Origin of the sequence: Corynebacterium sp. 239_CJEI, assembly GCF_001055995.1 — a bacterium.
GTDB classification, from domain to species: Bacteria; Actinomycetota; Actinomycetes; order Mycobacteriales; family Mycobacteriaceae; genus Corynebacterium; species Corynebacterium jeikeium_D.
Map to the genome: position 1 here is coordinate 1 of NZ_JVOW01000019.1, position 13799 is coordinate 13799.

Annotated in this window: 13 protein-coding genes and 1 pseudogene; 7 read left to right on the forward strand and 7 right to left on the reverse strand. The window is 60.1% G+C overall.

What is annotated here, in order from left to right:
- Window positions 1–153 precede the first annotated feature (153 nt).
- Both ADB08_RS05555 and ADB08_RS11495 read left to right on the forward strand, forming a co-directional pair.
- On the forward strand, window positions 154–1365 hold the full coding sequence (locus ADB08_RS05555; RefSeq protein ID WP_011273191.1) for an IS110 family transposase: 1212 nt from the start codon (window positions 154–156) through the stop codon (window positions 1363–1365).
- A gap of 232 nt (window positions 1366–1597) precedes the next feature.
- Window positions 1598–1743 (forward strand): annotated as a pseudogene (locus tag ADB08_RS11495) (transposase); the annotation flags it as partial.
- A 212-nt stretch (window positions 1744–1955) separates the two neighbouring features.
- On the opposite strand, the gene serS reads toward ADB08_RS11495, so the two are convergent.
- Window positions 1956–3227, reverse strand: coding sequence for a serine--tRNA ligase (serS, locus tag ADB08_RS05565; RefSeq protein ID WP_048731242.1), 1272 nt, complete (start codon window positions 3225–3227; stop codon window positions 1956–1958).
- A 47-nt stretch (window positions 3228–3274) separates the two neighbouring features.
- Window positions 3275–3925, reverse strand: a complete 651-nt coding sequence (locus ADB08_RS05570) for a LysE family translocator (RefSeq protein WP_049171671.1) — start codon at window positions 3923–3925, stop codon at window positions 3275–3277.
- 134 nt (window positions 3926–4059) lie between these two features.
- Between ADB08_RS05570 and ADB08_RS05575 the strand changes: the two genes are divergently transcribed.
- From ADB08_RS05575 to ADB08_RS05585, 3 genes are all read left to right on the forward strand, one after another.
- Entirely contained in the window at window positions 4060–5313 is a 1254-nt protein-coding gene (locus ADB08_RS05575; RefSeq protein ID WP_222865172.1) for a septum formation family protein, read from the forward strand.
- 47 nt (window positions 5314–5360) lie between these two features.
- Window positions 5361–5705: a metallopeptidase family protein gene (locus ADB08_RS05580; protein ID WP_038626990.1), complete on the forward strand. Its 345-nt coding sequence runs from the start codon at window positions 5361–5363 to the stop codon at window positions 5703–5705.
- Between the two features lie 78 nt (window positions 5706–5783).
- Window positions 5784–6329 carry a DUF1707 SHOCT-like domain-containing protein gene (locus ADB08_RS05585; protein WP_038627001.1) on the forward strand — a complete coding sequence of 182 codons (546 nt, stop codon included), beginning with the start codon at window positions 5784–5786 and terminating at the stop codon, window positions 6327–6329.
- Window positions 6330–6350: 21 nt separating this feature from the next.
- On the opposite strand, the gene ADB08_RS05590 is transcribed toward ADB08_RS05585, so the two are convergent.
- Complete coding sequence (locus ADB08_RS05590) at window positions 6351–7142, reverse strand: histidine phosphatase family protein (protein WP_049171678.1); 792 nt, start codon at window positions 7140–7142, stop codon at window positions 6351–6353.
- A gap of 3 nt (window positions 7143–7145) precedes the next feature.
- Window positions 7146–8081 carry a prephenate dehydratase gene (gene pheA, locus ADB08_RS05595; RefSeq protein ID WP_049171681.1) on the reverse strand — a complete coding sequence of 312 codons (936 nt, stop codon included), beginning with the start codon at window positions 8079–8081 and terminating at the stop codon, window positions 7146–7148.
- A gap of 33 nt (window positions 8082–8114) precedes the next feature.
- On the opposite strand from pheA, the gene ADB08_RS05600 reads away from it, so the two are divergent.
- On the forward strand, window positions 8115–9503 hold the full coding sequence (locus ADB08_RS05600) for an amidase (protein WP_049171683.1): 1389 nt from the start codon (window positions 8115–8117) through the stop codon (window positions 9501–9503).
- On the opposite strand, the gene ADB08_RS05605 is transcribed toward ADB08_RS05600, so the two are convergent.
- Window positions 9500–10309, reverse strand: a complete 810-nt coding sequence (locus ADB08_RS05605) for a fructosamine kinase family protein (protein ID WP_049171686.1) — start codon at window positions 10307–10309, stop codon at window positions 9500–9502. The genes ADB08_RS05600 and ADB08_RS05605 overlap by 4 nt on opposite strands.
- A gap of 131 nt (window positions 10310–10440) precedes the next feature.
- Here ADB08_RS05605 and ADB08_RS05610 point away from each other — a divergent pair, with 131 nt between their 5' ends.
- Entirely contained in the window at window positions 10441–11844 is a 1404-nt protein-coding gene (locus ADB08_RS05610) for an LCP family protein (RefSeq protein ID WP_306295205.1), read from the forward strand.
- A 104-nt stretch (window positions 11845–11948) separates the two neighbouring features.
- Here ADB08_RS05610 and ADB08_RS05615 read toward each other — a convergent pair whose 3' ends face one another.
- Together ADB08_RS05615 and ADB08_RS05620 are read right to left on the reverse strand one after the other, a co-directional pair.
- The gene (locus tag ADB08_RS05615) at window positions 11949–12866 is read right to left on the reverse strand and encodes a DUF5926 family protein (RefSeq protein WP_048731261.1); all 918 of its coding nucleotides are present in this window, start codon (window positions 12864–12866) and stop codon (window positions 11949–11951) included.
- Window positions 12867–12914: 48 nt separating this feature from the next.
- Window positions 12915–13793 carry a hypothetical protein gene (locus tag ADB08_RS05620; RefSeq protein WP_049171691.1) on the reverse strand — a complete coding sequence of 293 codons (879 nt, stop codon included), beginning with the start codon at window positions 13791–13793 and terminating at the stop codon, window positions 12915–12917.
- Window positions 13794–13799 lie beyond the last annotated feature (6 nt).

Here is a 13799-nt window from a genome sequence, read left to right on the forward strand (position 1 = left end):
GTTGCCGCCGGGTGCCAGGACTTTCGATGACAGCTGATAGGGACACGGCCAGTTTTAAACTAGGTCTCTTTGTAACGTGGGTGCTTGCAACGAAGGTCATGACACCAGCGACTGGAACAACGCCATACCCATCTCGTTTTCTAGGAGCTCATCATGTCTCCGGAGCATTCCATCGACATATTCCTTGGGTTAGACGTCGGCAAATCTGAACACCACGCCTGCGCCTTAGACCGTGATGGCAACAAGGTCTTCGACAAACCGTTGCCTCAACTCGAATCCGAACTAGCAGGCGTTTTTCACCAGCTTCAGAAGCTTGGCACCGTGCTCGTGATCGTCGACCAACCCAACACCATCGGCGCACTACCGATTGCTGTAGCCCGGGACTGCGGTTGCGAAGTCGGATACCTGCCAGGTCTTGCGATGCGCAAAGCTGCAGATCTCTATCCGGGACGTGCAAAAACAGACAAACGCGACGCATTCATCATCGCCGACACCGCCCGCACAATGCCCCACACGCTACGTGCCGTCGACCGCAATGATGAGGTACTCTCCGCCCTAAAGATGCTGTCCGGCTTCGATGATGACATCGCCCGCGATTGCACTCGCACTGTCAATCGGCTTCGCAGTGTCCTCACCCAGATCTACCCCAGCCTGGAACGAGTTTTTGCTGGTAGCACCCTGACTCGCACGCCGATCCTGGAATTATTGATCCATTACAAGGGACCGCAGGGGCTAAAAAGAGCCGGATACCAACGAGTGTTGAACTGGATGATCAAGCGCACACGTAAAGACCCCACCCCGCTGGTAGACGACATTTTTACAGCGCTGAAAGCTCAAACAGTCACCGTGCCTGGAAGCGATGCCGCCGAGTTAGTAATTCCTCAACTGGCTGCAAACATCCAGGCCCTCAAAGAGCAACGAAACACCATTGCTGAGCAGGTTGAAGAGATGCTCGCTGATTTCCCTCTTTGTGAGGTCTTGATGAGTATGCCCGGAGTCGGCATCAAGACCGCAGCGCAGATCCTTCTTGCGATCGGTGATGGCTCCGACTTCGCTAGTGCTGGCCACTTAGCTGCTTATGCTGGAATAGCACCCGTGACTAGACGATCCGGTTCGTCGATCAGAGGTGAATTCCCGGCACGGTCAGGCAATAAACGACTGAAAAACGCCTTGTTCTACTCCGCATTCGCAGTTATCCGCAGCCACGAACCGTCACGGCGGTATTACGAACGCAAACGCGCTGAAGGAAAACGCCACAACGCAGCAGTCATCTGCCTGGCACGACGCCGATGCAATGTCATCTACGCGATGCTGAAAAACAAGGAGTTCTTCCGCGAAATCCCGCCACGCCCCGTCGCCGCATAAAGCCCCAAAGACGAAGCCGACCAGCACACGCTGGCCGGCTCCTAGGCACGCCTAAGAAACTACTCCCAAGACTGTGCTCGTCAACATCGGTCTGGCACTTGACAAAAACATAGGGACACCCCCCCCAGCTACGTCTTGGGAATTGAAAATTGGCCCAGCCCACGCGAACCCAGCGAGCCGACGCGAACCTATCGCCGGCCAGGTCGACAGCATGCTGGAGGATTTCCCTGCCTCCGAGGCCTTGAATCGAGTATGCCGGAAATCGGTATCAAGACCGCAGCACAGATCTTGCTTTCCATCGGTGATGGATCCGACTTCGCATCCTCTGGCCACCTGGCCGCCTATGCAGGAATTGCTCCTGTGACACGAAAATCAGGCCCACCAACACCAGTTGATGGGCCCAATAACCATGCCTAAACCTACCCCTAAGAGTTTCACTTAAAAACTCCGATTTAGGCTTGGCAAGAACATAGGGACACCCCCTAGGGCACTTCACGACACCTATGTCACCTCGTGCCAGCTGTGGAGGTGGCATGAGGTGACATAGGTGTCGTGAAGTCGCGGATGAACTGGGGCGGGGCCGCACCTGCTTAACCGGCTCGCTTAACCGGCTCGAGAACTTCCTTGCCCATCATGAACGGACGCAGCGCCTCCGGAATCACCACAGAACCATCGGCCTGCTGGTGGTTTTCCAGAATGGCGACCAGCCAACGCGTCGTGGCCAGCGTGCCATTTAGGGTGGCGCAGTACTGAGACTTGCCATCGGCATCGCGGTAGCGGGTCTTCAAACGACGAGCCTGGAAAGTCGTGCAGTTCGAAGTCGAGGTCAGCTCGCGGTAGGTGTTCTGCGTCGGCACCCATGCCTCGGTATCGAACTTGCGGGCAGCCGATGCACCCAGGTCACCACCAGCAACATCGATGATGCGGTATGGAACATCGACCGCGGCCAGCATCTCGCGCTCCATGTTCAGCAGCTTCTGGTGCTCTGCCTCCGCCTGCTCCGGCGGACAGTAGGAGAACATCTCCAGCTTGTCGAACTGGTGCACGCGCAGGATACCGCGGGTGTCCTTACCGTAAGAGCCCGCTTCACGACGGAAACAGGAAGACCAACCAGCGTAGCGACGCGGCCCCTCCGACAGGTCAATAATCTCGTTGGAGTGGTAGCCGGCCAGCGCGACTTCCGAGGTACCGACCAGGTAGAGGTCATCTTCCTGCAGGTAGTAGATCTCATCGGAGTGCGCACCGAGGAAGCCGGTACCCGACATGGTCTCCGGACGAACCAGCACCGGCGGCACCATCAGCTGGAAGCCATTCTGAGTTGCCTTCTGAGCAGCCAGGTTCATCATGGCCAGCTGCAGCATGGCACCGTAGCCGGTCAGGAAGTAGAAGCGGGAACCGGAGACCTTGACGCCACGCTCCATATCAATAAGACCCAGCGACTCACCGAGGTCCAGGTGGTCCTTAGGCTCAAAGTCGAACTGCGGAATCTCACCGATTTCCTCCAGCACGACAAAGTCATCTTCGCCGCCGGCGGGCGCACCCGTAACGATGTTGCCAATCAGGTACTGCAGGCGCTCGACCTCAGCCTCGGCTTCCTTCTGCTCCGCTTCGGCTGCCTTCACGGCGTCGGAAAGCTCCTTGGCCTTCTCCAGCATGGCCGGGCGCTCTTCCTTCGACGCCTGACCAATCTTCTTACCGAAGCCCTTCTGCTCTGAACGCAGCGCGTCGGTGGAGGCAATAACCTCACGGCGCTTAGCGTCAGCTTCCAGCAGCTGATCGACCAATGCCGGGTCCTCACCACGGGTGCGCTGGGACTCGCGGGCTACTTCAGGGTTTTCGCGGAGAAATTTGAGATCAATCACGTCCCCTAGAGTACCTGGTTTACGTCGGCAAGCAGGCACAAGGCTTGCTAGAGTGCCGCTTCCGCTCCTGAGGCGACCAGCAGCGCGCCGAGGACGAGGAAGATCACGCCGGCGACAGTGTCAATCCACGGCCCTGCCAGCACCATTCGCTTGACGACGGCATCCGTCGACACCACGATTGCGATAAATAGGAAGAAAGCGATTTGGGAGACGATTAGCACCAACGTACAAAGCACAAGCGTCCCCACGGATGCGCCTGCGGGAATGAACTGTGAAAGCACTGCCGTGAGGAAGAGAACAATCTTCGGGTTCGACATATTGGTGAAAAAGCCCTGACGGAATGTCGCCTTCGGCGACCGGAGCGCCTCGCTTCCCAGCGCTGGTGCGGCACCGGCGCGCAGTTCGCGGAGGGTATTGATGCCTGCCTTGGCCATGCTGATGCCCATGTAAATGAGATAACAGCCCCCGACGAGCTGGATTACGCCCATCAGCAAAGGATTGGCGGTGATGACAGCTGCGAACCCAAAAACTGTGAGGGTCATCCAGATAGTGGCACCAGTACTGATACCCGCAACCGCTGCGATGGCGTGCTTTCGGGATTTGGTGGCAAGGCGCAGGATTAAGAAGACGTCAGGCCCTGGTGAGGCCATACCAATAATGTGGACGCCCAGCAGGCTGAGTAGTGCAGTCCAGGTCAAGACTCGTGTCCTCGGGTAGCGAACAAATACCGGACTATTGTAGTGCCTGAAGTTATTGAGCAAACTCGGACCGCAAACTCGGACAGAGCGTTACCTTGTCCACAGGCTCATTGGCGGTGCACAATGGGGTCACTATGGCTGATGACAATATGAACCAGGATCGCGAGCACGCTGCCGCCACAGACACTGACTCCGGTGCAGGTACTGGCGCAGATGCCAGCGCTGGTGCGTCCTCCGCAGCCAGCAACGATGCCCACGCTTCCCGTAACTCTCGTGGAAGCTGGGGAATGCGCGCTTTGTCGACGGCAATGCTGGTCGGCGCCGCGGGAATGGCATTCGCGCTGCAAGCGGGAGTCATCGAGCCACCGAGTGGGCCACTTGGGGGCAAGGGCTCGTCGGCAAGCGCGTCATCGTCGACAACGACGACCATCGTTGACAAGGAGACGACGGCGTTCACCAGCGCAACCGCGGGCAACTGTCTGGACTGGAACCTGGCAGAAGATTTGAATGTTTCTGACTTCCGCGTCGTGCCCTGTGAGCAGCCACACGCTTATGAGGTCGCCAAGAAACTGAACCTCGCCGACTACGAGGAACATCCGGGGCAATACGCAAAAACTGCCAACTACCCGACAGCGGACAATTTGGTGGCTCTGCAAAATGGCGTGTGTCGCAACACCGTGACTGAATACCTGGGCGGCCAGTACGATCCGGACGGTCGATTTATCACGGCGCCGATTATTCCTTCGCCTAGCCAGTGGGAAAAGGGTGACCGAACCTTCCTGTGCGGTATCCAGGTCGTCGATGAAGACGGCAACACGGCGCACATGTCCGGTCCTGCGGCCGGGCAGGACCAGTCCCGCGTGTTCGAGGGTGGCCGCTGCGTGACGTTGGACGAAAGCGGTGCCATCCGCCAGGTACCGTGCGTGGAAGATCACCTGATGGAGTCGACGGGAATTGTCAATCTCCGCGACCATTTCGGTGACAACGTCCCCACTGACCAGGAGCAAAATGATGTGCTCGCGGAACAGTGTGTGACTCTCGCGCAGAATTACCTCGGCGGTGACGACCCGCTGTATAACTCAACGCTGCTGCCATTTTGGACGTCACTGTCGCAGGAGTCGCTCAATGCTGGCTCACGCAGTGTGAATTGCTGGTTGATTAAGGACAACGGCCAGGGCGGGTTCTCCACTCTCAATGGCCACGCTAACGAGTCCTTCACTATCGACGGCCAGCCGCCCGTGGCTCCGCCACCGCGCAATCCGCTGCGGGAGGAGCAGGGTGACGCTGGCGCTGGCGCTGGCACAGGTGACGTCGGTGCGGTCGGTGCCGACGGTACTGGTGCAGAAGCAGGCGCTGTGGATAACGCAATCGCTCCCGCAGGACAGTAGAACAATCGGCCAGTAAAACAAGAGGACATTGCGAGGCAGCACCATAAATGGTTGACGTTAGCCCGGAGCGGTTCGATGCACTTGTCGATGAGGCCATCGACCGCATCCCCACGCAGTTTCTCGACCAGCTCGATCAGGTCATCATCCAGGTCCACCCGTATAACCTCGACGAACCCACACTGCTGGGCCTCTACGAGGGCATACCTCTGACCGAGCGTTCTAACAACCACTGGGGTCCGCCTGACCAAATCAGCCTGTATCGCGACATGCTCTGCCGCATCAGCCGCACCGAAGAGGAGCTGGTGGAGCAGATTCGGGTCACTCTCCTGCATGAAATCGGGCATTATTTCGGCCTCGAGGAGGAGGATCTGGACCGACTCGGCTACGGATAAGTTTGTCCCGCCGTGCACGGTCTCGTTCCTCTCGCGATACTGTCCCCTCCCCTCTTCTTCCCTGTAGCCTTAATAACCATGAGCGACAACTCGAGCGAGAAGCCAGAAATCAGGGTCGGCGACAGGGAGCGCAACGCTGCCATGGAGCGTCTCGGCAATCATTTCGCTGATGGCTACTTGGATGTCGATGAGTTCTCCAAACGCGCCGAAAGTGCTGCTTCCGCTAAAACTCGGGCAGAACTGCAAACTCTCTTCGCGGACCTGCCCGCTGAGGTCTCCCCCGAGAGTTCACAGGGCACCCCGGCTAATCCGCAGCATCAAAGTGTCGATCAAGAGCTGCAAAACCTGATGAAAAAGGGCCGCCAGCTCAACATTGTTGATTCTGCTGCAGGCGTTATCGTATGTGTCACTATCGTTCTGATGTTTTTCACCAATATCGATAACGCGTGGCTCGGCTTCATCGTCGCTGCGGCCGTTGCCCTTATCGGGCGCGCCGCCTTGAACATCAATGATGACGAAGAAGAGCTCCTCAACGAAATCAACGAAGAGGAATCCAAGCGTCGCACGGAACGCCTACGCCTGGCAGCTCAGAAGCGCCGTGAGATTCAGGAGGGCCAGCAGTAACGGTCGCCGTTTCGCTCTCTTCTAGGGCAACTCGCTGTCGCCCCAGCGACGCACATCCCACGCGCGCGGTTCAATGCCAGCACGCTTGCCGACGGCCGCTGCGTTCGGAACCAGCTCAATTCGCTCGGTATTGGCAATGCGGTGTCGCAGTGCGTATTCCGGATCCACCCCGGTCAGATACTGCCCAATCAGACGAATAGCCGCGCCATGGCTGACAATGACGACATCCTTGTTGCCGCCCTCCTTCGACTCCTTGGATTCATCACCTGTCGCTCCAGCCTGCTCCAGCAGCTGCTGTAGCGTCGGCAGGTAGCGATTCAGCACGTCAGCACCGGATTCACCGCCGGGAAGGCGGTACTCCAGCTCCCCATTGAGCCACTGGTAGAAGGCGCGCATGTACTCCATGTGCGCATCGCGATCATTGCGCCCCTCCAGGTCACCGGCCTGAACCTCGTGGAGGCCACCCTCATGACGGATGCGAACAGAAGTCTCTCCCAGGTGGTGCAAACTCGCGACCGCGCCTGCACCAGTCTGGCGGGCACGCAGGGCATGGGATGTGACGATGTCACCGATTCTGTGGACGTCGGGAAGCAAAAGGCGTCCTAGACTGCGCGCCTGCCTCACACCGAGGTCGGTGAGCGGTGCGCCCGGCAATGCGGTATCCAGGCGGCGGTTGATATTCCCTGTGGTCTGCCCGTGGCGGATGAAAATGATGCGCTGGGAATCAACCGGCATGACAGATTCAGGGCGGTCTGGGCGGTCATCGAGGAAAGGCAGCTGTCCAACTGGATTTTCGGGCGCGGCGGGTGTCATGTTTTACCTTCGTCCTTCCTTAAGCGCGTCGACCCACTCAATTGACTGGGAAATATCCGGTGGCGGTGTCATAATGCTGCGGCGACCGCCCTCAGCGACCGGCCAAGACCCCAGATAGCGCAGGTCTTCGGCGTATTCGTGCAGTGCCGCGAGAGCTGCGGCAACCTGTGCATCATCAACGTGGCCGTTGCAGTCGATGTAGAAGCGGTAGAGGCCCAATAGCTCGCGTGTCGGCCGTGACTCGATGCGGGTAAGGTTGATCTGTCGCACTGCGAACTCGTTCATGGCGCGCATCAATGTGCCAGGCTGGTTCGGCAGCGTGAAGGAGACCGAGGTGCGGTCGGCGCCGGTGCGCCGCGTCGGCACGCCGGGGCGCCCCACCAGCAGGAAACGGGTGCGGGCACCGCGCACGTCGGCGACCTCCGTGGCCAGCGCCTCCAACCCGAGCAGTTCACCCGCGCGGGCAGGGGCAGCGCAAGCGTCGTGGGTGCCCTCGGCGACCTGGTGAGCCGCCGCCGCATTGGAGCTGGCCTGGTGAACTTCCACGCCCTGAAGGTTGGCGTCCACCCACTGTTTGACCTGCGGATACGCCACAGGATGTGTCGTAAAAGTACGCACCTGTTCCGCCGTCGTACCGGGACGGACCAGGATAGAGAACACCACCCCGACCTCGGTTTCGCGAAAAACCTGCAGCTCTGGCCCAGCGGCCAGGGCATCAAAAGTTGGTGTGACGGGACCGTCCACGCTGCTTTCGATAGCCACGCAGGCAAAGTCCGCTTCCCCTCGGCGCACGGCTCCAAGCGCAGCCGCGGGGCTATCCACCGGCACCGCATTGACCGCGGATTCCCCTGCCGGATCAATCTCGCCGGCACGCGCCATGTCCCACAGCGCCTGCTCGGTGAATGTGCCCGCAGGACCCAAATAAGTAACCGTCGTCATAAGCTCAGATTAGAGGGCTTCTACACTTATTGCATGACCTCTTCTTCCGAGATGCCCGCCCGCGCCCTCACTGAAGCCGTGCGCAGTGGCGCAATCTCGGTATCGGAAATCGTTTCGGAATTCGCCACGCTTGCCGACGACGCCGCGACCAATCCCGCTCGTTTCGGTATTGCCACGTCCTTGGCCGAGCACGCTGTCGACCGCGCGCGCAGCCTCACTGCCGGATCCGAACCCGCCCGGCGCGCTAGCCACGGTCTCCGGCGTGACCTCCTGGGTCTGCCAGTGGCAATCAAGGACCTATTCACCATCGCTGGGGTCGAATGCACGATGGGCTCGACCAACTTGGCTTTCACCGCCACCGAAACTTCGGACCCCGTGGCGAAACTGCTGGCTCGTGGCGCGGTCCTCACGGCGACGACACACACCTCCGAGGTCGGGATGACGGCCTACACCGAGCCGATTGGTTACACGGCCCCGGAAAACCCCTACTTCGCCACGCCCAATCAGCTGTCCAATCAGCCGGATACCACGCCACGCACTCCCGGCGGTTCCTCGGGCGGCAGCGCGGTTGCTGTCGCAACTGGTGTCGTTCCCGCAGCTCTGGGCTCTGACGGCGGCGGTTCTATCCGTGTGCCCGCCGCCTGCTGTGGCCTCGTTGGGTTGAAGCCAGCACATGATATTGCGGGTGGAAATCTCTCCACGCCTGCCTTCCTCACTCGCACAGTCGATGACGCAGCACTGCTGGCCGGGGTGCCACTTTCCTCAACCCCGCATGTTTTCCGACGTTCCCAGCGTCCCCTTCGCATCGGTGTCACTGTCAGCCCTTTTCATGCTGAGGTGGACGTCGATAAGCGCTGGGCAAACGGTGCGTGGGCGGCGGCTGACCGTCTTGCCGACGCCGGGTACGACGTGGTGGAAGTGCCCAGCCCCTACGATCCGGCAGGTCCGGACGTGTTCGAGATTTTTCGACGGACCATCACGCGAATGGCCACGAAATTGCCGCGCGCGGACTACTCCGAGATTGTGCAGTGGATTCGAGCCTGTGGCCAGGAGATTTCCGCAGCGGAGGCGACGGCGACACATCAGCAGCGGATGGCTCTGCCCGGCGCGATTCGGTCGCGTTGGGAAGTCGATGCGGTGATTACGCCAACGCTGGCGTTTGATCCGCCGCGTATTGGGCATTTCTCTGCGTTGGCGCCGTCGGAGGACTTTGACGAGCAAACCCGGTGGACACCGTGGTTGTCGCTGTGGAATCTGACTGGGTGGGCGAGTGTGTCGGTGCCGATTGCTGTGCCGGGTACGAGCGGTGCCAGCGCCAACACAGTGCACCCCGCCACCAGCGTCAATATCGGTGCGGTGCGCTGCGGCGAGGCAGAGCTACTGGAGATGGCTAGCGTGCTGGAGGCTGCTAACGCCAACTAGCGCACGTACTTCGCCGCCATTGCCGCCGCCTGTCCGGCGTATCCGCCACCAAAAAGCACCGCGTGCATGAGCACGGCGTAGAGCTGATGGAGTTCGCAGCTCTCGGCGAAATCCGGCAGGGGATGTACGGATTCGTAGCCACGCAAGATCTCGTTGAAGTGCGTTGCCCCGAATAGCGCCAGCAGTGCCAGATCTTCCTCGCGGGCTCCGCCGTGCGCTGCGGGGTCAATCAAAATCGCGCCGTCTGCATCCCACATGAGGTTTCCCCACCACAGGTCACCGTGGACACGCGCAGCGTCTGGCTCGTTGTCGAAATCTCCAGCCAAGAGTCGCTCAATGAGCTGGTCAAAGATGTCTAGCTGACGGTTATTGTAGGAGCTTTCCAACTTTCCCAGCGCTGGCAGCAGACGCCCTTTGGCCCAGTATTCACCGAAGTTCTCCCGTGGAGTCAGGTCCATCTGCAGTGGCTGATCCAGTGGACCGAAGTAACCGTGCCCCTCCCACCCATCGGGGCCGGCACCCCAGCCAGCAGCGCCCAGATTGTGGGTAATGGCCAACGATTTTCCGAACTCGTACGCTGCCTGCGGAGTCGGCACCGTCGACTCAATTCGACGCAATTTCAGCGCATGCCCGCTCACGCCCAGCACCTCCACTACGCGCGCACCGCCGTCAGCTTCACCCTCGCGCAGCCAACCCAGCCCCGCCGCCTCACAGGCGAAGAAGTCCCGCGGGACACCATGTCGGCTCTTGACATAAACATCCGACTCGTTGACTGCACGTTCGTTGTTCTGGTTCATTGCGGACATATTTCCAGCATATTCTTCTTCGTTCCCAACCCCTTTCAGCACGTCGCATGCAGGGTAACGCCAGCGCTACCAAGACTTGTATTGCTGTCTCGGTTCTCTTAGTCCGCTGTCGTTGCCTATTCTTTATTGGTATGGAAGGCAACTTCGACGACTCGCGCATTGCCCGCGACCGATACGGTAGGCCGCTTAAAGATCGCTATGGCCGCCCCATCTACCGCCGTGTGGACGAGGCGTCGCCGAAGCATGCCCGCCCCCGTGAGGCCGATTCGCGTGGCGCTTCACGACGCCCCATCCCGCCCCGTTCCGACCGCCCATCTAGGGCAGGGGCAGCCCGCCCAGCGCCTATGCCTCCGCGCAGGTCTAGGCCGCAACCGGAACGTCGGCAGGCGCCACTGAACGAAACGCGCATTGAGTCCCGTCCACCGGTGAACCGGGCCGGTAGCGGACGCGCTGGCAGCGATCCGCGGTTTCCCCCGCCCGGATATAACCCGGATGCGGATTTCCAATCTTCCTCGCACGGCTCGTCACAGGACTACTACAGTGCCCCACAAGCAGCGAGTTCTGGCCGTGGTGGACGCCGTGGCAGTCGTGGCGGCGCCGGCGTCAGGTCTGGGTTCCGCATGCCACGCTTGCGACTGCCACGCTTGCGCTTTAAATCCATCATCCTGCTTCTCGTCATCTTCCTTGTCGTCACAATGGCACTTGTCGACATCCGCCTGACCAGGGTCGATGCGTTCTCCGGTCTGGCAGATCGCCCTGCCAATACGATGTCCTCCAACTGGTTGCTTGTCGGTTCGGACTCTCGTACGGGCTTGTCAGAGGAAGATGCCGCCAAGCTGTCGACGGGCAGTGGTGATTTCGGCCAGCGCACCGACACCATCATGATTGCCCACATTCCGGTGCTCGGTAAGCCGAAGTTGGTCAGTATCCCGCGTGACTCCTTCGTGGATATCCCGGGCAATGACAAGAACAAGATCAATGCGGCATTCGCATTTGGTGGCCCCCAGCTACTCATCGACACTGTAGAGAAAAACACTGGAATTCACATCGACCACTACGCCGAAATTGGCTTTGGCGGTTTCGCCGGTGTCGTCGACGCTGTCGGTGGTATCGAGATGTGCCCTGAAGAAGCCATCGACGATCCGCTGGCAGGCCTGAATATCCAGGCCGGTTGCCAGAAATTCGACGGCGCGGGCGCCCTGGGTTACGTGCGCACGCGTGCTACCGCCCAGGGAGACTTGGACCGCGTAGAGCGGCAGCGTGAATTCATGAGTGCGCTGATGGGACGGCTGAAATCACCTGCGGTATGGCTCAACCCCTACCGCTGGATTCGCCTGGCCAATGCTGGCACTAAGGCCGTGTTCGTCGGCGATGGTGACCATGTCTGGCATCTGACCTGGCTGATGTTGCGCATGCTCTTCGGTTCCGATTCCCTTACCGTGCCTACCTCAGGCGCCATGGATACCGGTTATGCGGGCAATGTGCTGCTCTGGGACGAAGTCGAAGCGCCAGCACTTTTTGCGGAGCTGAGATAGCCAAGAGGGCAGCTAAAACAGCTTCGGATAGCTTTCGAGACAACTAACGCGTGTGACTTAGCATTTTGCTGAGCCACACGCGTTAGTTCTTAAACCAGCTACGCCTAGTTCCGAATGGTCACCTGACGGGACACGATGGTCTCACGGGACTTGCGCTCTTCGGCGGTCAGCGGCTCTTCGCTGGCCAGCGCCTCAGCGATACGCTTGTCGGCCTCTTCCACGGCAGCAATCCAGTGGTCGTGCGGCTTGGTGTTATCCAGGTCCCAGACCGGCACCAGCAGGCCATCGGTGCGGAAGACACCAGCGAACTTAGTGCCCTCTCCCAGCGAAAGGTTGTCCGCAGCGTGCACGCGTGCCAAGGCGTCCAGCAGTGGCTTCTCATCTTCACGGCGCACCCAGCGGATGTGAGCGCGCTCGCCCGGATCAATCCACCACACAGCGCCAGCGACCTTCGCATCCAGGCGGTACGACGGGAGAATCGCGTCGTTAGCCACGGCCAGGTTCTGCTCGATCATCGGGGTGCGTTCAATGCCCTTGGGAATCCACCACTCGAAGTCCTGGTGGACCTCCAGGTTGTCGAGATCCACGGCGGTCAGGACGTCGGTAAGCGGTGCGGCCTCGCCGTCAGTGGCGGAGGAGAGCTGCTGGCCCGGCTCTGCGTCACGGGCCCATGCCAGCGCACGGGAGAGATCCGCAGCGCCGTCATTGGTGCGCGCCTGCGTCTGCAGCGCGACGAAAGCCTCATTGCCCTGGTCAGCGGCACGCGTCAGGGCAGCAACGCCGCCTGGCAGCACGGTGCAGAGCTTGATGTCACGCTCGGCGTCAGCGACCGTGACCGGAATGACCACAGCCGGAGCGAACTCGCGGACAGCCACGATGTCAGCCTCTTCGTCGAAGTCCTTGAACGGACGCGGATTACCCAGCAGCGCTGCACGCTCAGCAGCGCGGGCTGCCAGCTTCGCCTGACGACGGCTCATGCCCTCCGGGGCCTGATTATTCTTCTTACGAGATTTCTTTCCCACAAGGCCACAGAATACCTATTCGCTCTCCGTAATTCGCGACTGCCTGGGCTACTTATAAAAATCGTCGACGAATTCGCTCGCCGTTCCTTCGAAAAGCTGCTTGTCGACGGCCATTGCGCCCGCCTCCCCTTGTTCATCGGTAGCTTCGCTGGGGATGAAGCCCTTGGACCAGAAACCGGGCTGGGTGCGTTCGCGACCGGATCCAACGGGAATGTTGCGATGCACTTCCTCGGGAGCCAACACGTAGCCGAGTAGCCGCGCAGTAAGGGCAGTCGTCACACAAGCTAGAACGGTGATGATTCCGGCCTGGAAGTATGTCCGGGACACGTCGGCTGCGATAAACCAACCCGTTGCAAGTGGCCACAAAACGCAGGCCAGGTACCAGATAAAGCGACCTGGCCCCATTACGGCAGTGACTCCTGTTTCAGCCAACGCGACCACGGGCCCCGTGATGTTGCGCACTGGCCACATGTGCATCGTGCGCACATCCGTTGCCGTGCGCGACAGCAGTGGGCGGGCATACGTTGCGCGGTCACGCAGCACCTGGAGGGTCTTGTAGACCGAAAAACCCAGCCCAATGAGGGAAACCATTCCGCAGAGACCGAAAGCCCATGCTCCCAGTTCGCCGAGGAGGGAAACCACCAGATCCTGACCTGGACTCAGAATGCTCATCCAGATGAATACGGTAAATGCGGCGAATACTCCAGCGCCGCTCATTGCCCATCGAAAGACACTGTCCGCACGCTTGCGAACAATCTCATCGGCCTTCCAGCACGGCGTCGCACCTGTGATGGCCGAATCCGAGACAGTCGGCTGCCAGCTCTGCTGCGGTGGCAGCACCACCTGAGGTGGGGACTGCTGTGGCTGCTGTTTTGGAGACTGCGGCGGCACAGCCCACCCCGCGTTTTCTGCCTGTTCATTAGACATTTTCCG